Annotated in this window: 23 protein-coding genes; 9 read left to right on the top strand and 14 right to left on the bottom strand. The window is 61.5% G+C overall.

Going from position 1 to position 23202, the window contains the following annotated elements:
* Positions 1-2: 2 nt before the first annotated feature.
* The 3 genes from QO231_RS03460 to QO231_RS03450 are packed head-to-tail and all read right to left on the bottom strand — an operon-like array spanning position 3 to position 828.
* Positions 3-488 carry a hypothetical protein gene (locus tag QO231_RS03460; RefSeq protein WP_316773380.1) on the bottom strand — a complete coding sequence of 162 codons (486 nt, stop codon included), beginning with the start codon at positions 486-488 and terminating at the stop codon, positions 3-5.
* Positions 485-631 carry a hemin uptake protein HemP gene (gene hemP, locus QO231_RS03455; protein WP_316773851.1) on the bottom strand — a complete coding sequence of 49 codons (147 nt, stop codon included), beginning with the start codon at positions 629-631 and terminating at the stop codon, positions 485-487. The genes QO231_RS03460 and hemP overlap by 4 nt, the downstream gene beginning before the upstream one ends.
* A gap of 23 nt (positions 632-654) precedes the next feature.
* Positions 655-828 carry a hypothetical protein gene (locus QO231_RS03450; RefSeq protein WP_316773377.1) on the bottom strand — a complete coding sequence of 58 codons (174 nt, stop codon included), beginning with the start codon at positions 826-828 and terminating at the stop codon, positions 655-657.
* 341 nt (positions 829-1169) lie between these two features.
* Here QO231_RS03450 and QO231_RS03445 point away from each other — a divergent pair, with 341 nt between their 5' ends.
* The 6 genes from QO231_RS03445 (at position 1170) to QO231_RS03420 (ending at position 6158) form a co-directional block, all read left to right on the top strand.
* Complete coding sequence (locus QO231_RS03445; protein WP_316773375.1) at positions 1170-2222, top strand: hemin-degrading factor; 1053 nt, start codon at positions 1170-1172, stop codon at positions 2220-2222.
* The gene (locus QO231_RS03440; RefSeq protein WP_316773374.1) at positions 2222-3085 is read left to right on the top strand and encodes a heme/hemin ABC transporter substrate-binding protein; all 864 of its coding nucleotides are present in this window, start codon (positions 2222-2224) and stop codon (positions 3083-3085) included. The genes QO231_RS03445 and QO231_RS03440 overlap by 1 nt, the downstream gene beginning before the upstream one ends.
* The gene (locus tag QO231_RS03435; protein ID WP_394356561.1) at positions 3082-4158 is read left to right on the top strand and encodes a FecCD family ABC transporter permease; all 1077 of its coding nucleotides are present in this window, start codon (positions 3082-3084) and stop codon (positions 4156-4158) included. Before QO231_RS03440 ends, QO231_RS03435 begins: the two co-directional genes overlap by 4 nt.
* A complete protein-coding gene (locus QO231_RS03430) occupies positions 4155-4934 on the top strand; it encodes a heme ABC transporter ATP-binding protein (RefSeq protein WP_316773373.1) in 780 nt (259 codons plus the stop codon). Before QO231_RS03435 ends, QO231_RS03430 begins: the two co-directional genes overlap by 4 nt.
* A gap of 139 nt (positions 4935-5073) precedes the next feature.
* Positions 5074-5364, top strand: a complete 291-nt coding sequence (locus QO231_RS03425; protein ID WP_316773371.1) for a putative quinol monooxygenase — start codon at positions 5074-5076, stop codon at positions 5362-5364.
* A complete protein-coding gene (locus QO231_RS03420) occupies positions 5361-6158 on the top strand; it encodes an N-acyl homoserine lactonase family protein (RefSeq protein WP_316773369.1) in 798 nt (265 codons plus the stop codon). The genes QO231_RS03425 and QO231_RS03420 overlap by 4 nt, the downstream gene beginning before the upstream one ends.
* A 251-nt stretch (positions 6159-6409) precedes the next feature.
* Here QO231_RS03420 and QO231_RS03415 read toward each other — a convergent pair whose 3' ends face one another.
* Both QO231_RS03415 and QO231_RS03410 read right to left on the bottom strand, forming a co-directional pair.
* Entirely contained in the window at positions 6410-6751 is a 342-nt protein-coding gene (locus QO231_RS03415) for a BMA_0021/BMA_0022 family TOMM bacteriocin (protein WP_316773367.1), read from the bottom strand.
* Between the two features lie 150 nt (positions 6752-6901).
* Complete coding sequence (locus QO231_RS03410) at positions 6902-10195, bottom strand: AAA family ATPase (RefSeq protein ID WP_316773365.1); 3294 nt, start codon at positions 10193-10195, stop codon at positions 6902-6904.
* A 123-nt stretch (positions 10196-10318) separates the two neighbouring features.
* Between QO231_RS03410 and QO231_RS03405 the strand changes: the two genes are divergently transcribed.
* The gene (locus QO231_RS03405; RefSeq protein WP_316773364.1) at positions 10319-12418 is read left to right on the top strand and encodes a TOMM precursor leader peptide-binding protein; all 2100 of its coding nucleotides are present in this window, start codon (positions 10319-10321) and stop codon (positions 12416-12418) included.
* 185 nt (positions 12419-12603) lie between these two features.
* The gene (locus QO231_RS03400; RefSeq protein WP_316773363.1) at positions 12604-13755 is read left to right on the top strand and encodes an amidohydrolase family protein; all 1152 of its coding nucleotides are present in this window, start codon (positions 12604-12606) and stop codon (positions 13753-13755) included.
* A gap of 21 nt (positions 13756-13776) precedes the next feature.
* Here QO231_RS03400 and QO231_RS03395 read toward each other — a convergent pair whose 3' ends face one another.
* The 5 genes from QO231_RS03395 to QO231_RS03375 form a co-directional block, all read right to left on the bottom strand.
* Positions 13777-14841, bottom strand: a complete 1065-nt coding sequence (locus QO231_RS03395; RefSeq protein ID WP_316773361.1) for an L-idonate 5-dehydrogenase — start codon at positions 14839-14841, stop codon at positions 13777-13779.
* 10 nt (positions 14842-14851) lie between these two features.
* Positions 14852-16129, bottom strand: coding sequence for a TRAP transporter large permease (locus QO231_RS03390; RefSeq protein ID WP_316773359.1), 1278 nt, complete (start codon positions 16127-16129; stop codon positions 14852-14854).
* A gap of 4 nt (positions 16130-16133) precedes the next feature.
* Positions 16134-16637, bottom strand: a complete 504-nt coding sequence (locus QO231_RS03385) for a TRAP transporter small permease (RefSeq protein WP_316773357.1) — start codon at positions 16635-16637, stop codon at positions 16134-16136.
* Between the two features lie 66 nt (positions 16638-16703).
* Positions 16704-17675 carry a TRAP transporter substrate-binding protein gene (locus tag QO231_RS03380; protein WP_316773355.1) on the bottom strand — a complete coding sequence of 324 codons (972 nt, stop codon included), beginning with the start codon at positions 17673-17675 and terminating at the stop codon, positions 16704-16706.
* On the bottom strand, positions 17672-18418 hold the full coding sequence (locus QO231_RS03375; protein ID WP_316773353.1) for a GntR family transcriptional regulator: 747 nt from the start codon (positions 18416-18418) through the stop codon (positions 17672-17674). The genes QO231_RS03380 and QO231_RS03375 overlap by 4 nt, the downstream gene beginning before the upstream one ends.
* Before the next feature lie 99 nt (positions 18419-18517).
* On the opposite strand from QO231_RS03375, the gene uxuA reads away from it, so the two are divergent.
* Positions 18518-19753 (top strand): mannonate dehydratase, encoded by a 1236-nt coding sequence (uxuA, locus tag QO231_RS03370; RefSeq protein ID WP_316773351.1) that lies wholly within the window; start codon positions 18518-18520, stop codon positions 19751-19753.
* Positions 19754-19774: 21 nt separating this feature from the next.
* Here uxuA and recR read toward each other — a convergent pair whose 3' ends face one another.
* The 4 genes from recR to QO231_RS03350 all read right to left on the bottom strand — a co-directional run bounded on the left by recR (position 19775) and on the right by QO231_RS03350 (position 23022).
* Positions 19775-20368, bottom strand: coding sequence for a recombination mediator RecR (gene recR, locus QO231_RS03365; RefSeq protein WP_316773349.1), 594 nt, complete (start codon positions 20366-20368; stop codon positions 19775-19777).
* Between the two features lie 112 nt (positions 20369-20480).
* Positions 20481-20825 carry a YbaB/EbfC family nucleoid-associated protein gene (locus QO231_RS03360; RefSeq protein ID WP_316773347.1) on the bottom strand — a complete coding sequence of 115 codons (345 nt, stop codon included), beginning with the start codon at positions 20823-20825 and terminating at the stop codon, positions 20481-20483.
* A 65-nt stretch (positions 20826-20890) separates the two neighbouring features.
* Complete coding sequence (locus QO231_RS03355; RefSeq protein WP_316773345.1) at positions 20891-21298, bottom strand: hypothetical protein; 408 nt, start codon at positions 21296-21298, stop codon at positions 20891-20893.
* Positions 21274-23022, bottom strand: a complete 1749-nt coding sequence (locus QO231_RS03350) for a DNA polymerase III subunit gamma/tau (RefSeq protein ID WP_316773343.1) — start codon at positions 23020-23022, stop codon at positions 21274-21276. The genes QO231_RS03355 and QO231_RS03350 overlap by 25 nt, the downstream gene beginning before the upstream one ends.
* Between the last annotated feature and the right edge of the window lie 180 nt (positions 23023-23202).

Below are 23202 nucleotides of genomic sequence, written 5' to 3'. Positions count from 1 at the left end.
CGTTAGTGCAGATGTCGGCGGGGTTGCGTGGTCGTGTCGGCGGTGTCAGTCGGCATGGCTCGCGCGATTTGCAGCAGGACCGGACCCAGGTTGCCGGCCAATTGCACCGCATGCCAAGCGGCACCGCCCGATAGCAGTGTCGTGGCAAACAACAGCGCGTCTTCGCGATCCTGCCTCGCGGCGGCGGTTATCATCTGGGCAAAGGCACTTTCATGGCCGCCGAAACACTGGCAACTCAGCCCGTGCCGCATCAGCGGGCACCGGCCGCAGCGCAGCAGCATCCGCAGCAAGGTGTTGAAATCCTCGTAGCGAAGGTCGCCCTCCTCGGGGCCGAGCACGCGCCGGAAATCCGCAGCCATTTGGGCCTTTTCAGTGCCGCCATCGCACCAGGCCCTGAGAAACAGGATCGCGATGCGTTCGACGGGCGGCAGTTCCTGCATCTGGCCAACCGGTGCCGCGCCGCGGGAAGGGACGAAATGCTGGCTCATTTTGTCAGGATCAGCTTGCCGGCGCGGGTGATGCGCAGGGAATAGACCTGGCCATCCAGAACCAGCAGGGCCTGATCGCCGCCATTGGTGAGCGACCGCACGTCGTAACCGGGCGTTTCGGTCAAGGCATTGATGTCGATCATCTTGGGCGTGGAGGCAGAACTGTTCATTGTTGCGCCTCCGTCCGGCGCCGGAGTTGTTCGACCAGGGCGGTATCCGGGTCGACGGTCTCTGATGCGAGTTGCAGCAAATCCGGCCAGGACGCCGCGGCCATGTCCTGGGTGCAGGGTTGTGCGGGGCGGTCGTCGGACGCAGGACGCAAGGGTGTTGGATATGTCATCACCATTCCTCTCATTGCTCAGGGTCCGGGCTGCCTTGATCCATACAGGGTGGCTGGGGTTCGAGAATATTTCTGACTAAAATGCTGGGCTTTGTAAACCCGATTCTTTTACTCAGATTAATTTCAGTGTCAGTTTCATACCTTCTTGGATGAACTTCGCACCATTGGCTGGGGCCGTCTCACCTATGCTGACCCCAATGACTGCTTGCAGGGGTTGATAAAGCCGACTAAAAGAATCAACATTATGAGCCGTCGATCCCGTCGGCAATCCAGCCATGGGTGCACAAAGTTGCTTCCCAAGCCAGACGTCCTCCCAAACCAGCAAAATGACAGAGGTTCAAATGGCACTGGATGGCATCCCGACTCCCGAGGAAATCCGCAGAGCGGAAATGGACAACCCAAGGACCCGCGAAAGCGATCTCGCCGGGAGTCTTGGCATTTCGGAGGCTCAGCTTGTTTCCGCGCGGGTCGGGCGCAGCGCAACTCGCCTTGTGCCGGACCCTGACGGGCTCATGGCCGCCGCCTGCGCATTAGGCGAGGTGATGGCGCTGACCCGCAACAGGTCCGTGGTGCATGAAAAGAGTGGCACATATGCCAATTACCATTCGGGGGCGCATGCCGCGATGGTACTGAACGATGACATCGATCTGCGGATCTTTCCAAAGCACTGGCGACATGCCTTTGCTGTGGAAAAGGCTACAGAGGCCGGCGTAAGTCGCAGCCTGCAGGTGTTTGATGCGGCGGGCGACGCCGTCCACAAGATTTTCCTGCGCGACGGATCGAATGTCGATAAATGGGGCATCTGGGTGGACAAATTGCGGCACGAGGATCAATCGGAAACGCTGGCCGTAAGTGCGCGGGCACCGGTCGAGGTGGCGCGCTCCAATCCCGACAAGCTTGACGTGTTGCGCCAGGAATGGGCCCGGCTGACCGACACCCACCAGTTCCTGACATTGACCGCGCGCCTGCGGATGAACCGGCTTGGCGCCTACCGTATTGCAGGTGTGCCCTTTGTGCGCCAACTCGAACCCGATGCGGTGAAGGACATGCTTCAGGCGGTGCAGGTCGCAGGCATCGGGGTCATGGTGTTTGTCGGCAACCGGGGCTGCATCCAAATCCATTCCGGGCCGATCCAGACACTCAAACCGACAGGGCCTTGGCAGAATGTTCTGGACACCGGGTTCAACCTGCATCTTCGGCAGGATCACGTGGCCGAAGTCTGGGCGGTGGACAAGCCAACCAAGCGCGGCCCGGCGGTGTCGGTCGAGGCCTTTGATGCAGAAGGTAGGCTGATCTTTCAGATCTTTGGTGTTGGCAAGGACGGCAAGGACGACCGCCCGGCCTGGCGCGACATCGTTGCCGGCCTGCCCGATCTTGCTATAGAGACCGCCTGATGCGGCGGATCAAGACGACATGCCGGTGGGCGGCGACGGTATTGGCCGTCGCGTCCGGTACGGCACAGGCCGACATCGCAAATGTGGTGTCCGCAGGCGGCTCGATCACAGAGATCATCTATGCACTTGGCGAACAGCACCGATTGGTGGCGCGGGATACAACCTCTACCTATCCAAAGGCGGCGCAGGCGCTGCCGAACGTTGGCTATGTCCGCGCGCTGTCTCCCGAGGGCGTGCTGGCGATGAATCCGGGGCTGATCCTGGCCGAGGCGGATGCCGGGCCGCCCGAAACGCTGGAGATGTTGCGCGAGGCGGAGGTGCCTTTGGTTCTGATCCCGGATGTGCCGACGTCCGAAGGCATTGCCGCCAAGATCCGCGCCGTCGGAGAGGCGTTGGGCGCAGGCGACGCGGCGGGCACGCTGGCAGAAGAGGTCACCGTTCAGATGCAGGCCGTTGCCAAACGCGCCGCTGAAGTGCCGGAGGCATCGCGCAAACGGGTGTTGTTCGTGCTGAGCCTGCAAGGCGGGCGCATTCTGGCCGCCGGACACGACACCGAGGCATCATCCGTGATCGAACTGGCCGGGGCGGTCAACGCGATGGACGGGTTCAGCGGCTACAAGCCGGTGAGCGAAGAGGCGGTGATTGCCGCGACACCTGACATCATCCTGATGATGGATCGGCGCGGCACTGGAATGGCGGAAGACGCCGCAGTGCTTTCTTTGCCGGCCTTTGCCGCGACACCGGCCGGTCAGGAAATGGCGCTGATCCGAATGGATGGGCAATACCTGCTGGGCTTTGGGCCGCGCACGGCGCAAGCGGTGACAGAATTGGCCGACCGTATTTATGGTGCTGCGGACCAATGATGGTCGCCACGGTACAGACATCGGATGCAGAGATGGTTCCTGATCGCCGGGCCGTTGCCCGCCGTCTGGGAATTTGGCTGGTCCTGGTGGTACTGGTGATGGCCACGGCAAGCCTCGCGATGGGGGCGGCGGGCACGTCGCTTTGGTTGGCGCTGGCCGATCTGGTGCAAGGGCGGGCGCTCGCCCCGGTGGACAGCGCGATCCTCTGGACGATCCGGCTGCCGCGCACGATCATGGCAATCCTTGTGGGGGCGGCGCTGGCTGTTTCAGGGGCTGTGTTGCAAGGCCTGTTTCGCAATCCGCTGGCCGATCCGGCGCTGGTCGGGGTGAGTTCCGGCGCGGCACTGGGGGCCATCAGCGCGATTGTACTTGGGGCGGCGTTGCCCCCTTCGATTGCGGTAGTGATCGGCCCGCATCTGATACCGCTTGCGGCATTTGCAGGAAGCGGTATCACGATCATGGTGCTTTACCGGATCTCGACCCGCGCGGGTCGAACATCGGTCGCGACCATGCTTCTCGGGGGCATTGCCATCGGCGCAATGGCGGCGGCCGGATCGGGCCTGTTGATCTATGCGGCGGATGACCAGCAGTTGCGCGATCTGAATTTCTGGCAACTGGGATCACTCGCCGGATCCACCTGGGCGCGGGTTGGGGTGGCTGCGCCGATCATTCTGATCGCGCTGACGGCCTCACCGTTTCTGGCGCGCGGGCTGAATGCGCTGGCCTTGGGCGAGGCCCCGGCAGCGCATCTGGGCATTCCGGTTCAGCGGCTGAAAACGCTGGCAGTGCTGCTGGTGGCCGCGGCAACAGGGGCGGCAGTGGCGGTATCCGGTGGCATCGGTTTTGTCGGGATCGTGGTGCCGCATCTGTTGCGGCTTTGGTCGGGGCCGGATCATGCGACGCTGTTGCCCAACGCCGCGTTGCTGGGCGCGAGCCTGCTCCTGGCCGCCGATATCCTGGGGCGGATCGTGATCGCCCCTGCGGAGCTGCCAATCGGGATTGTGACCGCAGTTCTCGGCGCGCCCGTGTTCTTGTGGATATTGATGCAGAGGCGTGCGGAGTTGGCGCTATGACGTTTGAGGGGCGCAGCATAGCGGTGACATTGGGCGGGCGGACGATCCTGTCGGATGTCGATTTCACCGCCCGGGCGGGCGGCATCACGGCGATTGTCGGGCCCAACGGATCAGGCAAGACCACCTTGCTGCGGGCACTCTGTGCAGAGTTGCCTCATGGTGGGCGGATGCGGATCAATGGCCGTGATGTCACGGCGCATAGCGCGTCCGAGCTGGCCTCCATTCGGGCGGTGTTGCCGCAATCTGTGACACTCGCCTTTCCGTTCGCAGTGTCCGAGATCGTGCAACTTGGCCAGGTGGCACGGGCGGCGACGCCGCGTGCAGATTTGCCCGGGCGGGTTCTGGCGGCCGTAGGGCTGGTTGGTTACGGCGCGCGGATGTATCAGGACTTGTCCGGCGGCGAGCAACAGCGGGTACAATTGGCACGGGTTCTGTTGCAGGTGTGGGAGCCGGTGGTCGATGGCGCGCCCCGGTGGCTGTTGCTGGACGAGCCGGTGGCGAGCCTGGATATCGGACACCAGTTGATGGTGATGCGGCTGGCGCAGGATTACGGCGCACGTGGTGGCGGCGTGATCGCGGTGATGCATGATCTGAACCTCACCGCGATGTTCGCGAGCCATGTCGTGCTGATGCGACGGGGGCGTGTCGCGGCCGCGGGGGCAGTGCCCCGGGTATTCACCGATGCGACGCTATCGGCGGCCTATGGCCCGGCTCTGCGTGTCAACAGCGCTCCGCCAGACGGAACTCATTTCGTCCTTCCCCATAGCGCGGCCTGATCGTCCGACCTGTCCACTGCGGTGATCGAAACGTTGACCGTGCATCGCGCTAATGCATACATAACAAAATACGACAGGGCGGATATCTCTCCGGCTCAAGCCAATTGAACATGACGTGTCTGCCGGAGAGGAATGCCAGATGTTTGCGGTTGTTGTCACGTTTCGGATCAAGCCCGAGTACAACGGGGCGTTCCTGCCCGAGATGTTGCAGAATGCGGCGACATCGCTTGCCATGGAATCCGGTTGCCATCGATTTGATGTCTGCACCGACTCCGCGAGGCCGGAAGAGGTTTTTCTGTACGAGCTTTACGAGGATCGAAGCGCCTTCGACACCCATTCGACCAGTAGCCATTTCGTAGAATTCGATGCCAAGGTGGCGAGGATGGTCACCTCGAAAGAGGTGAGGACCTATGATCAGGTGCCAACATGACCGACTGGGAAATCTATTGCATCAAATACGCAGACCGCGGTGGGCGAATACGTGGCGACAGCTTTGTCTTTGATGACAATCACGATGCGCCGCACGCAATGGACTATTTCATGTGGCTGCTGCGGCGTGGCGACGAGGTGATCCTTGTCGATACCGGGTATGATGATGCCGAGGCACAGGCACGGGGGCGGCCCGTCCGGCTTGATCCGGTTGCGGCGCTAGAGCCGTTCGATATTGCGCCCGAGGATGTCACTCGGATCATTGTCACGCATTTGCACTATGACCATGCGGGCGGGCTGCACCTGTTTCCCAATGCGACGCTGCACCTTCAGGCGGCAGAAATGGCCTATGCGACCGGGCCGTGCATGTGCCATGGACCGCTGAACATGCCGTACACGGCCGCGCATATCTGCGAGGCGATCAAGCGGCTGTATGCCGGAAAGGTCGTGTATCACGAAGGCGATGCCGAGATTGCCGAAGGGGTTACCGTGCATTGCGTCGGTGGGCATACCCGGGGACTGCAATGCGTTCGGGTGCGCACGCAGGTCGGCTGGATGGTGTTGGCCTCGGATGCGTCGCATTTCTATGAGAACGTGTTTGCCCGAAAGCCGTTTCCGATTGTCGTCGACCTGCAGGATATGCTGGACGGATTTGACACGTTGCGACGTCTGGCCTCGGCACCGGAACTTATCATTCCCGGCCATGACCCGCTGGTGTGCAGCTATTTCCCTGAAGCGATGGCACGGCACATCTCGCGTCTGGATGTCGGACCTTGCAGGGCCGTCGAAATGTAGCGTGTGGCGTCCGTCCCCATTTCCCGGGCGCGAATCCCCGCTTGCAGGTTCGATGCCGTCAAGCCCAAGTCATGCAAGCGGACTGCCGGTGATCACGCCGGGTCCGGTGGCGAGCCGCGATCAATTTGTGAAGGCGATGCAGGCCCGACCGAGGATAATGTCAGGCCCACCATGGGTTTTGAGAGGTGCAACCCCCAGGCGGAATCGAAAACCACTACATTGTGGTCACGCACGATGCCGGGCCGCAGCGTTCAACAGCAACTGAACGGATAGGTGCGACCGGTATCCTGATATGAGGTGATCGCCACACCCTGCAGTTCGACCGGCGGCGCGGGCGGAATGCACAGTGTCAGTTTCATATGCGGCAGGCTGGCCCAAGGGTCGCGGTCAGCATCGGGTGAATTCGTCGCCTGAGACAGATCAAACTCGGCGTCTGCCGGAGCATCTTCAATCGTGAGATCAAGATCATCCATCAGATGATAGCCGAACTTGTCGCGAATGGCTGCGCGTGGGTCAGCCTTGAGTTGTGCGTGAAATTCGGCGTTTTCCCAGGCCAGGGCAATTGCACGGGGCCAGATGACCTGCCAGTGCATTGTTGATTCCAGCGCTCCGGGCTTTGAATCGTGTCCGAGGGCATTGTCCGAGTCTTTTAGGAACCAAGTCATTGATATTCACCTTCCCTGTTGTTGATCCTACGGGTCCTGTCGTGATGCCAGCCAATCATCCGGCGTGCATCTTCGCGTCTAGTTCACGTCTGCCGCGAGGGTCTTGAGCTTGGTCAAGACCCTCACGGCAGATGTGGGCAGTTCGATTTTGTGTGTCTCGATCAACTCTTGCAAGCGGGCGCGCAGGATAGAAGCGTCCTCGGCATCGCCCAGTGAAAGGGTGTCGACAATCGCCAGGGCGTCAAGCATCAACGCGCCGGATGCACGTGCAAGCTCGCTGGCCTCTCTGAGGCGGGCGACGGTCGCATCGGAGTCGATGCGGGCCTGAAGGCGCAGCAGTTGCGGCAGCCAGTATCCCTCGCCGGTATTGCGGGCCTGATCCAGCGCGACACTCAGGATCTCGCCGGCGGTATCCATGTCCCCCGCGTCAATCGCGTTCTCGGCTCCAAGGCTGCGGTAGTAAGTCATGCCAAGCTGTGCGCCGATCATGTTGTGGACCTTGTAGATCTCCTGTGACGCGGCAACATCACCTTGGGCCCAGTTGGCAATCATCGCGATGTAGGACGTCGGCGTGCTGACCCCCATACGGGCACAGTAGTCGAGCGCCTCCGCGGCATCCTGGGCCACCTCGTCGCGCATCCCGTTCTGCTGTTTCAGCATGATCCGGTAGAGCAGGGACATCCCGATGGTATTGGTATGGTTCAGCGACCGCGCATGGGAAAGCGCGTCGTCGGCGGCGGCCGTCGCTTCGGTCTTGCGCCCGGTCATCCACAGAACCTGTGACAGGGTCAGGCGACTGTAGCTGTGCGAATCCAGACCATACATCGCACCGTGCATGCCATGCGCCTCGACATCATAGAGGTCCATGCCACGGCGAAGTTTGGCTTCGGCATCGGCAAGATTGCCTTCGATCCAGCTGCATTGACCCAGCAATGGGAGGCCGGCAACCAGCTGGCTGCCATCGCCGACTCTCTCTGCCAGACCGACGAATCGTTCGGCGACGTCACGCGCGTGTTTCCGTTCGGACCGCACATGGTGATACATGTTCAGCCCCCAGAGATTTGGGAAGGCTTCTGGAAGATCTCCGTGCAGTTCCAGCAGCTTGAGTGCCCGGCTGGTGCTCTCCTCTACATCCGGGGCTGAATAGCCCTGGGATTGCATCAGGGCAGGAGTCAGTATCGCCTGGATCTTGAGCTCGAGCCGGCCGCGATCCTGATCATCGGGCAGCTGCGCCACCCAGTCCAGGCACTTTCTGCCATGCGCGACGGCGTCGGCGTTTGCCGAGCGGACAAGCGCGGCCATCCCGGCGGCAAGGCCAAATTCAATTGCGCGATCATGTTCGCCGGCCTGTCCGAGATGGTGTGCCAGGACCTCTGGCTGACTGGTGACTTCATCCGGTCGGGTGGTTTCATAGGCCTGCGCGATCAACCCGTGCAGTTCACGCCGACGGCTGCGCAGCAGGCTATCATAAGCCGCTTCCTGGATCAGCGCGTGTTTGAAGATCCAGGTCTTTTCGGATTTGTCCTCGACCGGAAACACCAGTTCGGCCTCTTCCAGAACGGAGACCCCCGCGACCACGATGTTGGGAGGCTGCCCGCAGACATGAGACAGCAGATCAAGGCTGAATTCGCGGCCGACCACCGCACCGATCTGGGCCAGTTCCTTGGCCGTGGCGACCCGGTCCAGACGCGCCATGAGCGAATCCTGCAGCGTTGTGGGGATTTCGGAGTGAACCGAGTTGCGATCTATCTGGATAACACCATCCGTTTCGCTGATGGAGTCGGATTCCATGAGGCTCTTGGTCAGTTCTTCGAGGAACAGCGGATTCCCTTCGGCCTGCGCCAGAATATGGGTCGACAGTTCCTTGGACAGTACCTTGCCGCCGGTCAGGCTGTGGGTGAGCTTGATGGCGGCATCGCCGCTGATCCCGCCAAGATGCTGGACCGTAACGGTCGGGTCCTGCGCAAGGGCCAGCCCGTCGGCGGTACGTGTCGTCGCAACGTGGAACACCGGCGAGTCCTTCAGGCCCGCCAGCAATGGCTCCAGCACCTCCAGTGTCGTCGTGTCGGCCCAGTGCAGGTCTTCGAACAGGATAAGCAGCGGCGCGGACTTCGCCCTCCCTGCAAGCAGCCGTGCCAGACCCCGCGCCAGCGCTGTTCGCTGGACCTGTGGAGATTCTGTCGGCGGTTCATACAGCCCGTCTGCGGGAAGGCCCAGCGTCGACGCGAACGTCACGGTGTCCTTGGCCATGTTATGACGGTCCAGATAGTCCTGAAGTTTGGTAAACCGGGCCTTGGCATCATCGGCGCGCTTCCAATCGAACAGGCGTTCGGCAAAGCTCTTCAGAGGGTGCAGGGCTGAGTTCTTGAACTGCGGATGGCAGGCCAGTTCGATCACTTCGTGCGGGCTCGGGGAGATACGTTCGACGAGCTCTGCAATCAGCCGGGATTTTCCGATACCGGCCTCGGCAACCAGAAGTCCGGATTCCAGGTGGCCGTCGCGACAGGCCTCCCATTGCTCAACCAGCGCTTCCAATTCCTTTTCGCGACCGCGCAGCGGAGACAGGCTGCGCCCTTCCCGCGTGGCACGGAACCGACTTTCAATCTCGTGTTCAGCATCAACGGTGAAACACTCGAGCGGCTCACCAAACCCTTTGAGGTCGTGTTTGCCAAGAGAACTGCATTCAAACAGCCCCTTGAGCAATTGATGTGTGCTGTTGGAAATCACCATCTGGTCGGGATTGGCGAGCGATTGCAACCGCCCTGCAAGATTGGGGGTTTCACCCAGGACCTGTCGTTCCTGCGAGTCGCCGCTGCCAATCAGGTCGCCAACGATGACCATGCCGGTTGCCGCAGCGACCCGGCAGGAGAGCTGCACATTCGGTAACGGCGTCAGCCGGTTGACCTCGCGGATCAGTTCCAGCCCGCACCGCGCGGCGTGCTCTGCCGAATGTTCGGCGGCGCTCGGATAGCCGAAATAGGCGAGTATGCCGTCGCCCATGTATTTGGCGATGGTGCCGCTGTGCTTTTCGATGATGGCGGCGCAGCAGGTCTGATAGTCGCCGACGACACTGCGCAGGTCTTCGACATCATGGGAGGTTGACAGCGCGGTGGACCCGACAAGGTCGACGAACATGACCGTAAGCTGGCGGCGTTCGGGCCCCGAAACCGGCGCTGTTTCTGGTTCTGACGGGGTGGCGGTGCGAACGGCCTTGAGCAACCGTTTGCGTTCACCAATGTTCAGGTTGAGTTCGCTGAGATCTTCGGCCGTCAATTCGGCGATGACATCCATGTCGATCCCATTGGCGACGAAATCGTCAAACCGATGGTTCAGCCCGACCGCGGCCAGAAATTCCTTTAGTTCCGTAGACATTGCATCCCTAGTCGTGGCGCCTGCGTCTCGGCCTTTCCGAGCGCAGATCTGTAGTTTACGTAAGTTGTTAGCGGATTAACATTTGCGTGTATACATACAGTTCCATTTAGGGTTGTTCGAAATATGATCACTCCCTCCGAGTTTTTTGCGGTGCCCACGGGCGTCCGGGTGATGGATGCGCCGGGTGGCGGGGTGTTTCTGGTGACAGAACGCGGGAGCCAGCATACGGCGTCACCGCTTGTCTCGGCGGTTCTGTCCAAGGCGAATGGGGCGCGTGAGGCACAGGAGATCGTGGCTGATTTGTCGGATTTCCCCCCGGCACAGGTGCTCTATGCGTTGAGCAGGCTGCAGGCGCAGGGCGTCCTCGAGAGCCGGCCAGAGGTTTGGCCGCCAGCGCAGGGCGAAGGGGGCCTTTGCGAAGCCGTCGGATCACTGCGTGTGCGATCAGACAACGCGGCTGCCTTGTCGGTGATGCGCGCGGCATTGGATGCCGCCGAAGGCCCGGAATTGGCTCCGGTGACCCTGATCCTGTGTTCCGACTACCTGGGACCGCTGTCAGCCGAGTTCGCGGTGCAGCAGGTGCCATGGCTGCCGGTCAAACTGGTCGGGCAGCGCAGCTATTTCGGGCCTCTCTTTGGGTCCGGTCACGATGCCTGCCCAGTGTGTCTGCTGCGGCGCCTGCGGTTGAACAGGCCGGTCGAGACCTATCTTGCACAGCAGGGTGGCACCAAGACGGGTCATCCGTATCCCGAACGTATGGAACTGGCAGAGTGCGCCGCTGCGACCGCCGTTGCGGCGATTGATGTCCTGCGGGACGGGCGCGCCAGCCTGTCGGGACTCCTCGAGATTGGACCAGAGGGGCGGCGGGTGCATGAATTTTCCTGCACCTGCAACCACGCGCCTCGACCAGAACTCGATCTGCGTGACGAGACACCGGTCAGTCGTCGCCTCGGCGGATACAGGAGCCGCGACGTTGGTGATGTCGTGGCGTCCCTCCATCCGCTCGTGAGCGATTTGACCGGCCTCATCAGCAGCGCCGGTTCGCTGGACACAAGCGACCCGACGAGCGCGGGATCGCAGGCGCGGCATGTCTGGGCCGTGTCCTATCCGATCATCCCGCGTGCCAAGGCACCCGATCCCGATGCGTTCCACGGTGTGGCGCTTGGCAAGGGGCTGACCGATGCGCAGGCGCAGGCGAGCGCATTGTGTGAGGCCGTCGAACGGATGTCGGCACAGTTCCCGGAAGGGTTCGAAACCCGCCGCGCTTCGTTCGAGGCCTTGGGGGACGCCGCCGTACACCCCAACGCGGTTTGGCAGTTCAGCGCGGCGCAATACCGGGACCGCGCAAAATGGAACGCGCTGAGCCGGGATGACCGGCGCCATGTTCCAGAGGTGTTCGCAGAGGATCGCGCGTTGGACTGGGTTCCGGTCTGGTCGGTTTCTCAGGAGCGCCCAAAATGGATGCTGCGCGAATTGTGCTTTGCCAACGCGCCAGAGCCGCGTTTCGGTCGGTTTGATCCGAATGGGTGCGCTGCCGGATCGACCCTTGCCGAGGCTGCGGTTCAGGCCTTTCTGGAATTGGTGGAGCGCGACAGCACCGCGATCTGGTGGTACAACCGCATTCCTCGTCCGGCTCTTGATCCGCGCAGGGTTGCGGACCCACGGGTGCGGGAACTGGCACAGGGGTTCGTCGATCAGGGTTGGGATTGCTGGCTGCTCGATCTGACCGGTGATCTTACGATACCCTGTCTGGCGGCGGTCGCGCGGGCCAAGAGCGACGGACGCTGGTGTATCGGGTTCGGGTGCCATTTTGAAAGCGCGATTGCCATCGAACGGGCGATGACGGAGCTCGTGCAACTGTTTCGTGCGAATGGCCGGGACGGGCCGCCTCCGTGGGCGTGCATGGCAGATGCGGATGAGACTTTCCTGTTTCCACAAGGCGAGGCCGTTCTCGAGGATGCTCCGACACGCAGTGTCGCAACATTGGGGGGGTTGATCGACTGGACCACGGACCGACTACGGGAACGAGGCATTGAAATGCTGATCCTGAACCAGACCCGGCCAGACACCATGCTGCCGGTGGTTAAGGTCTTTGCACCGGGTCTGCGCCATTTCTGGCCGCGTTTCGGGCCGGGGCGTCTCTATGACGTGCCGGTTCAAATGGGATGGCGAGACACACCGCTGACCGAGGCAGACCTCAACCCCACCCACCTGTTTTTGTAAGGATATGGTGCCTAAAGCGTTCCGCGTTAAACCTGAATCACCTAACGCTTCCTGAAATCATAGATTTCAACGCGTTAGGTGACACCAGATGATCCAAGTTAAACGCGAAACGCTCTATTGGATTGCAGCGAGTGCGTTTTGCTGTTTCCTTGCCATGACGTTGAAAGCAATGAGGGGCAGGCATCGTGCGCAATGGGTTCTGGATATTCGACGCGGATCGTCACGTGCACGAACCGCTGGATCTGTGGCAGGAATACCTGCCGTCGCATATGTCCGACTATATCCCGATGCTGGCCTATCTGGATCGCGGCGAACCACTGTCGGAACGGATGACCGTGGAGGGCCCATCTGGCCCGCTGCACCTTCCGCCGGATCTTATGGTGAGTGGCGAGCCGGTCATGGACATTTCCAAGAGCGCCAAGATCGAGATTGCCGCCGCCGCCGTCGATCGCCCCGAGGATCTCGCGCTCGGCGCGACCGCCGCCGGGCATCTGGGGGCGATGGATAAGGACGGGATCGATGCGGCATTGCTGTTGCCGTCCTACGCTGGCTATCTCGTCGCGATGCCGCACCGCGAACCTCATGTCGCGGCCGCCTTTGCCGAGGCCTATAACAGGTGGTTGGCCGATCTGTGTGCAGCGGATCCGCAACGCCTGCGAGGGGCAGCGCTGATTGCGCGCTATGACCCGGAGGCGATGATCGATCAGGCGAAGTTCGCGCTCGATCAGGGTTGGACGTCCGTCGTCGTGCGCCCCAATCCGATTGCCGGTCGCCTGCTGGGCGACGAGGCCGATGCGCCGTTCTGGACGTTCTGCGCTGAAAACGGGTTGCGTGTCGCGGTGCACGAAGCCGCGCATGCGCGTACCGAAACGGCGGGCGCCGACAGGTTTTCCTCGCGCTTTTCGCAACATGCCTGTTCGCACCCGATGGAGCAGATGATGGCGTTCCTGTCGTTGCTGGAAAGCGGAACGTTTGAGCGCAACCCGGATCTGAAGGTCGCGTTTCTCGAGGCGGGCGCCGGATGGATGGTGCATTGGCTGTGGCGTCTGGACGAGCTTGAATATGCCCATCTCGCAGGCGAGGTCGCGCAGACCATCAGAAAAAAGCCGTCGGAGTATTTCAAGGCACAATGTATCATCGGGTTTGAGCCGGACGAGCCGTTCCTGAACGAGACGATCGCCTATCTCGGCGAAGAGCATCTGGTGTTTGGCAGCGATTTTCCACATCTGGACCACGGCGATGACATCGTCGCCGAGGCGCTGGCACTGGATCTGCCAGAGGCCCGATTGCGCGGCGCAATCGGGACCAATGCGCGTAAGTTTTTCGGGCTAAGTTGACGGGTGATCGCGCCGACGGCGTTATCCGCGTGATGCGGCGTGGCTGTCGTCAAAGGTAAGATGAACCTTGACGGCGCGGCTGCGGTCGGATGCCATGCGAAAGGCTTCTTGGGCCTGTTCCAACGGATAGCGCTTGGTGATGATCGGCGTGACGTTGATGCGCCCGGTGACGATTGCATCGACCGCCTGGGCGAACTCTTCGTCAAACCGATGCGTTCCCTGAACGCGAATTTCCTTGGCGACCATCGCATTGACCGGCATTGGCGTGTCGCCGGCGACGCCGACCTGAACCAAAATGCCACGCGGACGAAGGGCAGCAATGGCCGTCTTGATCGCGGGCGCGGCGGCCGAACACTCGAACGCGATGTCGAAGTGGCCTTTTTCTTCGAAATAGCGCTCCATCTCGGTCGGCGCCTTGGCAACATTGATCACCCCTGTCGCGCCCATTTCGGTTGCAACCGAAAGCGTTGCGTCATGAAGGTCTGTGACGACGACGTCCGAAGCGCCGGTCCGCAAGGCGACTGCCAGGCAGAGGAGTCCAATGGGACCGGCGCCGGTGACAAGCACCCGTTTGCCCGCCATGTCGCCAGCCATCTTTCCAGCATGCAGGCAGACCGCCAGGGGTTCGGCACAGGCGACAGCACCCAGATCGGCGGATTGAGGCAGCTTGCTGCACTGTTTCGCATCAACGATGACGCGGTCGCGGAATAGGCCCTGCTGGTGCGGCATCAGCATGGCGGACCCGCTAAAGCGCATGTTCAGGCAGTGCATCCGCAAACCCTTGGCGCAATAGGTGCAGTGCCCGCAAGGCCGGCTGGGATTGATCGCAACCGCATCGTCGGCGGACAATCCTGCAACGTCGTCGCCCGTGGCAAGCACACGGCCCGAGGCCTCGTGGCCAAGGATGATCGGTTCGCGCACGCGGATCGTTCCGATGCCGCCGTCAGACAGGTAATGCATGTCAGAGCCACAGATGCCTCCGGCAGCAATGCCGATCAGAACTTCGTCCGCACCGGGTGCGGCGATGTCCTCGGTTTCTATGCGCAGATCATTCTGGCCATACAGACGGCAAACTCGGGTTTTCATGGGGCTTCTCTCAGGGGATCAGGACAGAGGGCAACCACGTGGCGAGCGGCGGAAAATATGAAACCGCGAGCAGCACAATGATGTTGGTCAAGAGGAATGGCAGGATCGCTCTGACCACCGGCGCCAGCGGCAGTCGCGCGATATTGGCGCAGACAAACAGGCAGACGCCAACCGGAGGCGTGGTCAGCCCGATCATCAGGTTCAGCACCGCAAAGGTCGCAAAGTGGAGTGGATCGATTCCGACAGCCTCGGCCAAGGACAGGAGCGGAACGAAAAGGATGATAAGCGCCGCAATCGTTTCCATGAACATGCCGACGAACAGCAAGAGCAGGTTGATCAGGAGGATCACGAAGAACTTGTTGTCGGTTATCGTGAGGACGCCGCTGGCAATTGCCTGCGGAATTCTCTCGGACACCAGGATCCAGCCAAAGACGTTGGCGAAGCCGACCAGCGCGAGAATACCGGCAGCGGATACGGCGCTGTCGATCACGATGCCGGGAACCGCACGCAACGGCAGTTCGCGATAGATGAAGGCCCCGACGAGAAAGGCATAGACCGAGGCAACGACCGCCGTTTCCGTCGGCGTGGCAAGGCCGGACAACAGCCCGTAGATGATCAGGAACGTCATCGCAATGGCCCAGATCGCGCCACCAAACGACCGTGCGACCTCGCCAAGCCCCTGCCATGGCTGATGCGGATAGCCCTTGCGCACCGAGATGACATAAGCGGTCACCATCATCGCGACCCCCATCAAGATGCCCGGGATAGCGCCGGCCAGAAACATTTTGCCGACGGAAATACCGGACAGCGCACCCACGATGATCATCGGTACCGATGGCGGGATGATCGGGCCGACCGTTGAGGATGCCGCCGTGACTGCAGCGGAGAAGTCGGCCGGGTAGCCTGCCTTTTTCATGCCGGGAATCAGGACGCCGCCCAGCGATGCGGCGTCTGCGACCGCGGTGCCGGTGATACCACCGAACAGCATCGACGCGGCGATGTTGGTCAGCCCCAAACCACCCCGGATCCAGCCGACGATGGCATTTGCGAACCGGATGATTCGGTTGGTGATCCCGCCCTGGTTCATCAGGTTTCCGGCCAGAATGAAGCCCGGAATCGACAGCAGGACAAAGACGTCCATTCCGGCATACATTTTCTGGGGCATTACGACCGGCGGCAGGCCCGCGACCAAAATGTAGCCAAGCGATGACAGCCCGAGAGTGATCGCAACCGGTATGCCCAGCACAAGGCCGGCGACAAAAACCGAGAACAGAATTGCCATATCCATCGGCCTAGTCCTCTTCGGAGGTTCCGGGTTTTCCGTTTTCGATGCCAAAGAGCATCCCGACGACCCGCACCGTACCGAACAACGCCAACCCGGCCAGCATCAACCAAACGGTAAAGTGCACGAAATCCATCCGGATCCCGAGGGCAGGGGCTGTCTGCATTTTGCCGATAGCCACGTATTTCCAGGCGTGGGGCAGCAGGTACGCGGCGAGACCTGCGGTGCAGAGCGCCGCGAAAAGACGAAGAAGGCGGGGAAGTTGACCCGGCAGGGATTCGCTGATCACGTCGACATTGACCAGATCGCCGGTGCGGAAGGCGAGCCCCGCGCCCAAGGCGATCATGTAGAGCAACGCATAGCGGGTCAGTTCCTCGGTCCAGACGGGAGAGTACCCTGTCAACCGTCCGGCGACCTGGATCAAAACCGCCCCCATCAATACCGCAAAGGCCAATCCGGCGCCGACGCGCGCCAGCAAGACCACGGCGTGGATCAGTCTTTCAGAATATCCCAACTGCGTTCCCTCTTGGTTTGCCGGCACCGGGAATTCACGATGCCGGCCTGGTCTTTTTTGGCCTGGCTACTGCGAGAACAGGTCTTCGACGACCGGCTTGATCTCGTCATTGACGTTGGCCAGAACAGCTTCCTTGGCTGCGCTCTGAAAGGCGGCGGCGTCAACGTCTACAAACGTCATGCCCTTTTCCTCGAGAAAGGCGCGATCATCTGCGAGGCTCTTTTCGAACACTTCGCGTTCATAGGCCTGCGCACGTGCCGCAGCTTCCAGCACGGCGGCCTTGTCATCATCCGAAAGCTTGGCCCAGGTGGATTCGGCAATGGTCAGATAGATCCACGACCGCACGTGGTCGGTCAGGTTCACATGGCTCTGAACTTCATAGAAGCTCGCCGAACGGATCAGCGCCAGCGGATTCTCCTGTGCCTCGATCGTGCCGTTCTGCAACGAGGTAAAGACCTCCGAGAACGCCATCGGACCGGGGTTCGCGCCAAGCGCCTTCCAGACATCCACAAACAGCGGCACGTTCGGAACGCGCATTTTCAGCCCATCCAGATCCGCCGGGCTGGTGATCGGGCGGTTGCTGGTCAGGTCGCGCGCGCCCCGTGCGAAATAGGCGATGGGGCGGATTTGCACGTTTTCGATGATCTGCTGGCTGATCTCATCGCCGATCGGGCCGGAGGCAAAGGCGTCCATGTCGTCAATGGTCTTGAACGCATAGGGAACCGCCAGCAACGCCGCCTTGGGCGCCCAGTTCTGCAGGCTTTCGCCAGTGATGGTCATGTCGACCGTACCCAGCTGCATGCCGTTGATCAGGTCAATCTCCTTGCCCAGCGACTCGTTGGGAAAGACTTCTACGACGATCCGGCCATCGGTCAGCGCCGCAAGTTCTTCGCCGAACTTGACCGAAGCCAAGTGCCAGGAGTTATCTTCATTCGCCAGATGGCCCAGTTTGAGCGTCATGTCCTGTGCCGAGAGCGGCCCTGCGACCAGCGCTGTGACGGCTGCGGCGAGCGCGGTGAGTTTGAAATTGGAATTCATGCGATGTTTCCTCCTTGGATCGGTGCATTGACCGGCGGGGGCATGTCCCCGTCCGGCAGATCGAAAAACTGTTGGTTGCCCTGGATGATCTGAGGCAGATCGTTCAGCACTTCGCGCAGGTGAAAGCGAATGGCGGAATTGGCACCGGCGATATCACCGGCTTCGATCCTGTCGACCACTGCGCGGTGCTGTTCAATGAGCTTGTCCACCCGGATTTCGCCGAGAGACAGATACCGAACCCTGTCCATCTGCGATTTCAGACCCTCTATCTGCTTCCAGGCACCCGCCTTTCCGGCGGCCTGCGCAAGTGTGCGGTGAAAGGTCTCGTCCAGCTGCATGAACGCGGTCGGGTCATCACGACCAATGGTCACTTGCCTAGTAAGCTGCTGGCGAAGGTCTGCGATCGGCGCGGCGTTCGGGTCAGTGGCAAGTATCTTGGCGATATCGGCCTCTATGGCTTCGCGCAGGAACCGCGCGTCCAGAACGGCGAAATATCCGATACGGGTGACGATGGTGCCACGCTGAGGCCGGATCTCGACAAGGCCCTGATCGGCGAGCTTGATAAACGCCTCGCGAACGGGCTGCCGGCTGACATCATAGCCGCGCGCCAATTCGGATTCCGAAATCTGATCGCCGGGCTTCAGGTCATTCTGAATGATGCGCTCGCGCAGGATGCGGGTGATCTGTGGTGTGATCGACGCCGCGAGGTCGAGCGTCCACGTCGAATTTTGCTCTGTTTTCACGATTCGACGTTCTCCCTAGAGTAAGTTACCATACTTCCATACTAGTCAGCAATGACGATTGATGCTAGTCTTTCCCCAAATCGTAGGTCGGAGGAAGACATGGAGCAAACCTGGCGATGGTTCGGACCGCAGGACCGCGTGAGCATTGCCGATGTCGCGCAAGCCGGTGCAACCGGAATTGTCACCGCGCTGCACCACGTGCCATCGGGCGATACTTGGTCAAGCGAGGAGATCGCCAGGCGGCAGGCCGAGGTCGCGACCATGCCGGATGGCCGGCCTTCGGGCCTCGTCTGGTCGGTTGTCGAGAGCCTGCCGGTCAGCGAGGACATCAAGAAGCAGCAGGGCGACTGGCGCGCGCATATCGACACCTACAAGCAGAGCATGAGGAACCTTGCCAAGGCCGGGATCGAAGTCATCTGCTACAACTTCATGCCGGTTCTTGACTGGACCCGCACAGACCTTGGCTGGCGTCTGCCGAACGGGGCGACCTGCATGCGGTTTGATCTGATCGATTTCGCCGCCTTTGATCTGCATGTGCTGAAACGCTCGGGGGCAGCATCAGACTATGACGACGCGCTGCAGGACGTCGCCGCGCGCCGCCATGCGGAAATGTCCGGGGCGGATATCGAGATACTGACCGCTAACATCGTATTCGGGCTTCCGGGCGCTGCTGAGACATTCAGCCTTGAGGACGTGCGCGCGCATCTTTCCGAATACGCCAAGATGGGTGAAGAGACGCTTCGTCAACACCTGATCGACTTCCTGTCCGAGGTGGTGCCGCTTGCGCAGGACCTGGGCCTGCGCCTCTGCTGTCATCCCGACGATCCGCCATTCCCGCTCTTGGGCCTGCCGCGGGTCATGTCGACCGAAGCACATTATAAGGCGGTGATGGATGCGGTGGACGTTCCTGCCAGCGGGATCACCCTTTGCACGGGTTCACTCGGGGCACGTCCCGACAATGATCTGCCCGGCATGATGGAGCGTCTTGGCGAACGGGTCCACTTCCTGCATTTGCGAAACGTCAAGCGAGAGTCCGCAAACCTGCGCGGCTCGTTCTATGAGGCCGAACATCTTGGAGGCGATACCGATATGGTCGCGGTGGTGGAAGCGGCACTGAAAGAAGAGGCGCGCCGCAAGGCCGCAGGTCGTGCCGACTGGTCGATCCCGTTCCGTCCGGATCATGGGCAGGACATATTGGATGATCTCGGGCGCCGGGCACAGCCGGGTTATCCTTCCATCGGACGCTTGAAGGGCCTCGCGGAACTGCGCGGTATCATTGCCGCATTGGAACCGCGGGTCGTGGCGGATGTTGCCGCAGGCTGGTTGCCATGCTGACGAATGCGGAGGGGCTGGACCCTAAAGGTCCTTGCGAGCGGTCATCGCGGCCATGATCGTGCCGTCATCCAGATAGTCCAATTCGCCACCAATCGGAACGCCCTGTGCCAGCGAGGTCAGGCGCACCTGCCCATCCAACTCGTCGGCGATGTAATGCGCCGTGGTCTGCCCGTCGATGGTGGCATTCAGCGCAAGGATGACCTCGGTGATGCCTTCGCTGGCAACCCGATCAATCAGACGCGGAATGCGCAACTGCTCGGGCCCGATGGCGTCCAGCGCAGACAAAGTGCCGCCCAGCACATGATACCGCCCCTTGAATACTCCGGACCGCTCCATCGCCCACAGGTCGGCGACATCCTCGACCACGCATAACTCTCCGGTCGCGCGTTTTTCTGCCGTGCAGATATCACAGATATCGGTCGTGCCGACGTTGCCACAGTTGAGGCATTCCCGCGCCGTCTCGGCAACGATCTGCAAGCAGTCCGCCAATGGCGTCAAAAGCAACGCCCGCTTGCGGATCAGGTGCAGAACTGCCCGCCGCGCCGACCGAGGCCCCAGGCCGGGCAGTTTGGCCATCAGCTCGATCAGGTCGTCGATGTCTTTGGTGCTGGACATGGGGCGTGGGTCCGGGGCAGGGGCAGGGAGCGGACGATCCAGAGGCATGTCAAAGCAGGAAATCAAGGATTTCCTGCTTTGACATGCCGCTCGAACCCGCAAGGGGTTCGATCTAGAACGGCAGTTTCATGTCCTTGGGCAGACCCATGCCTTCCGTCAGCTTGCCCATCTCTTCCTGAGCCTTGTCGCTGGCTTTTTGCTGCGCATCCTTGATCGCGGCCAGGATCAGATCCTCGACAACTTCTTTGTCGTCGCTGTTAAAGATCGACGGATCGATATCCAGTGTTTTCAGCTCGCCTTTGCAGGAGCAGGTCGCCTTGACCAGACCGGCGCCGGATACTCCTGTTACCATCTGACTGTGCATGTCTTCCTGCAACTGTGTCATCTTGGTCTGCATTTCCTGTGCGGCTTTCATCATCTTGGCCATATCGCCTAGTCCGCCGAGTCCTTTGAGCATGTGGTGTCTCCTGTGGGTGTCCGTGTTGCCCTCTAGATACGGGCGCGACCTCCCGGGGGCAAGGTTCAGTCTGTTCGACGTGAAGAGTTGCGCGTCAGCCCCAGTAGCGCGACAACGAAAATCGCGGCCAAAAACCCAATCGACAGGCTCTTTGGCCCGACGCAGCCTTCGGCGATCGCGGCGAGGGTGATATCATCGGGGGCAGAGTGCGTTGTCCAGAGAGCCAGCGCGATCACCCCGGAGAACAGGGCGCTCAACGTCCAGTAAAGTCGACCGCCAACCAGCAGTGCCAGGGTCAGCGCCCCAAGGATGCCAAGACCCGGTAGCGAAGTGGCATGAAACACCACCTCGTCGAGGCCGGTGGCGGGGCCATCTGCCGGTGTCCATCCGGGACGTTCCTTGTCACAGACCTCTGCCAGCGCGGGGGTGGCTGTCGCCAGCAGGACGATCACTGCTCTTCGAAGGGGTCCCATTCATCCTCGACTTCTGGCAATGCCTCGGCGCTGGCGGCGGCGGCCATCTGCTCTGGGGTGCGAATCGCTGTGATCCGCGCTTTGGGAAAGCGGCTCATCACCGCCTGCACCAGCGGATGTGCCTCTGCCTCCTCCCGCAACGCGTTGTCTGCTGCATCCCGAACGTCGGCGATCGTAGGCGCGCCGCCGGTGGCGCTTACACTGATCGCCCAGCGGTTGCCGGTCCAGCCCTGCAATCGTGCCCCCAGTCTTTGCGCCAGATCGGTTGGTGCGGTCTCGGTGGGTGAAAACGCGATACGTCCCGGTTGATAGCTGATCAGTCTGATACAGGTTTCCAGTTCGACCAGCAGTTTCACGTCCCGGTTCGCGCGGATCAACTCGACAACATGCTCAAACGTCGGAAATCGCGCAAGCGCATTGTCCGGAGCCACCGCCGGTGCGACCTGTGCTCTGCCATCGCCACCAACGCGGGCCGAGGCGACAGCCGAGGCCCCCCCGCCCGCCGCAGGCGAACGTGCGCCTTGCGCAAGGCCACCATTGCCGCCGGGCGCAGGTGGCGGGCTGTTCTGCAGCTTGCGGATCAATTCCTCGGGGCTGGGCAGATCCGCCACATGGGTCAACCGGATGATCGCCATTTCCGCCGCCATCATCGCATTGGGCGCGGCGGCGACCTCCTCCAGCGCTTTCAGCAGCATCTGCCACATCCGCGACAAGACTCTCAGCGAGAGGTTGCTAGCCATCGCGCTTCCCCGGGCGCGCTCGTCCGGCGATACGGTCGGATCCTCGGCCGCATCGGGCGTGATCTTGACCACCGACACCCAATGGGTGATCTCGGCCAAATCGCGCAGTACGGCCAGCGGATCCGCGCCTTCGGCATACTGTGTGCCCAACTCGGTCAGTGCCCCTGCGGCATCGCCCTTGAGGATCATGTCCATAAGGTCCAGTACCCGGCCCCGATCCGCCAGCCCCAGCATGGCGCGCACCTGCTCTGCCGTGGTTTCGCCGGCCCCGTGGCTGATCGCCTGATCCAGCAGCGAGGTGGCATCGCGCGCTGACCCTTCCGCCGCGCGGGTGATCAAGGCCAGCGCATCCTCGCTGATCTCTGCGGCTTCGCTTGCGGCAATGCGCTTGAGCAGGGCGATCATGTCTTCGGGTTCGATCCGGCGCAGGTCAAACCGCTGGCACCGCGACAGAACCGTCACCGGCACCTTGCGGATCTCGGTTGTGGCAAAGATGAACTTTACATGCGCGGGTGGTTCCTCGAGCGTCTTGAGCAAGGCGTTGAACGCGCTGGTCGACAGCATGTGAACTTCGTCGATGATATAGATCTTGTAGCGGGCCGAGGCCGCGCGATAGCGCACGCTGTCGATGATTTCGCGAATGTCGTTGACGCCGGTACGGCTGGCTGCGTCCATTTCCATCACGTCCACATGGCGGCCTTCCATGATCGCCACGCAATGCTCGCACGTGCCACAGGGTTCCGTCGTCGGCCCACTGGTGCCGTCGGGTCCGATGCAATTCATGCCCTTGGCTATGATCCGGGCCGTCGTGGTTTTGCCGGTGCCGCGAATGCCGGTCATGATGAACGCCTGCGCGATCCGGTCAGTGGCAAAGGCGTTTTTCAGCGTCCGCACCATCGCAGTCTGCCCGACCAGATCGGCAAAGGTCTCGGGCCGGTACTTGCGGGCCAGAACCTGATAGGCGGGGGCGTCGGTCTCGGTCATGAGCAGTCCTAACGGATTCGGATTTCGGTGAAAGGTAGACGGCGGCGATGGTGGCGTCCATGGCTGACAGGCCAGAGCCTCCGCGACAGCGAGGCAACGGCTTTCGCGATCCATGCAGGTTCAAACGTGCCAGAGACGACTTGCGGGCCAAATGCACCCGGATGCGCTCCATCCAACTGG

Origin of the sequence: Sedimentitalea todarodis (assembly GCF_032595355.1) — a bacterium.
GTDB lineage: Bacteria > Pseudomonadota > Alphaproteobacteria > Rhodobacterales > Rhodobacteraceae > Sedimentitalea > Sedimentitalea todarodis.
The sequence above is the reverse complement of the archived record's forward strand: the minus strand, read 5'-3'. Positions and strand labels throughout refer to the sequence as shown.

Coding starts and splice junctions, on each gene's coding strand:
- QO231_RS03460 (WP_316773380.1), bottom strand. CDS start 488: ATGAGCCAGCATTTCGTCCCTTCCCGCGGCGCGGCACCGGTTGGCCAG.
- QO231_RS03435 (WP_394356561.1), top strand. CDS start 3,082: ATGATGGTCGCCACGGTACAGACATCGGATGCAGAGATGGTTCCTGAT.
- recR (WP_316773349.1), bottom strand. CDS start 20,368: ATGTCCAGCACCAAAGACATCGACGACCTGATCGAGCTGATGGCCAAA.
- hemP (WP_316773851.1), bottom strand. CDS start 631: ATGATCGACATCAATGCCTTGACCGAAACGCCCGGTTACGACGTGCGG.
- QO231_RS03425 (WP_316773371.1), top strand. CDS start 5,074: ATGTTTGCGGTTGTTGTCACGTTTCGGATCAAGCCCGAGTACAACGGG.
- QO231_RS03350 (WP_316773343.1), bottom strand. CDS start 23,022: ATGACCGAGACCGACGCCCCCGCCTATCAGGTTCTGGCCCGCAAGTAC.
- QO231_RS03450 (WP_316773377.1), bottom strand. CDS start 828: ATGACATATCCAACACCCTTGCGTCCTGCGTCCGACGACCGCCCCGCA.
- QO231_RS03405 (WP_316773364.1), top strand. CDS start 10,319: ATGATCACTCCCTCCGAGTTTTTTGCGGTGCCCACGGGCGTCCGGGTG.
- QO231_RS03410 (WP_316773365.1), bottom strand. CDS start 10,195: ATGTCTACGGAACTAAAGGAATTTCTGGCCGCGGTCGGGCTGAACCAT.
- QO231_RS03420 (WP_316773369.1), top strand. CDS start 5,361: ATGACCGACTGGGAAATCTATTGCATCAAATACGCAGACCGCGGTGGG.
- QO231_RS03360 (WP_316773347.1), bottom strand. CDS start 20,825: ATGCTCAAAGGACTCGGCGGACTAGGCGATATGGCCAAGATGATGAAA.
- QO231_RS03390 (WP_316773359.1), bottom strand. CDS start 16,129: ATGGATATGGCAATTCTGTTCTCGGTTTTTGTCGCCGGCCTTGTGCTG.
- QO231_RS03430 (WP_316773373.1), top strand. CDS start 4,155: ATGACGTTTGAGGGGCGCAGCATAGCGGTGACATTGGGCGGGCGGACG.
- QO231_RS03415 (WP_316773367.1), bottom strand. CDS start 6,751: ATGCACTGGCAGGTCATCTGGCCCCGTGCAATTGCCCTGGCCTGGGAA.
- QO231_RS03395 (WP_316773361.1), bottom strand. CDS start 14,841: ATGAAAACCCGAGTTTGCCGTCTGTATGGCCAGAATGATCTGCGCATA.
- QO231_RS03380 (WP_316773355.1), bottom strand. CDS start 17,675: ATGAATTCCAATTTCAAACTCACCGCGCTCGCCGCAGCCGTCACAGCG.
- QO231_RS03445 (WP_316773375.1), top strand. CDS start 1,170: ATGGCACTGGATGGCATCCCGACTCCCGAGGAAATCCGCAGAGCGGAA.
- QO231_RS03355 (WP_316773345.1), bottom strand. CDS start 21,298: ATGGGACCCCTTCGAAGAGCAGTGATCGTCCTGCTGGCGACAGCCACC.
- uxuA (WP_316773351.1), top strand. CDS start 18,518: ATGGAGCAAACCTGGCGATGGTTCGGACCGCAGGACCGCGTGAGCATT.
- QO231_RS03440 (WP_316773374.1), top strand. CDS start 2,222: ATGCGGCGGATCAAGACGACATGCCGGTGGGCGGCGACGGTATTGGCC.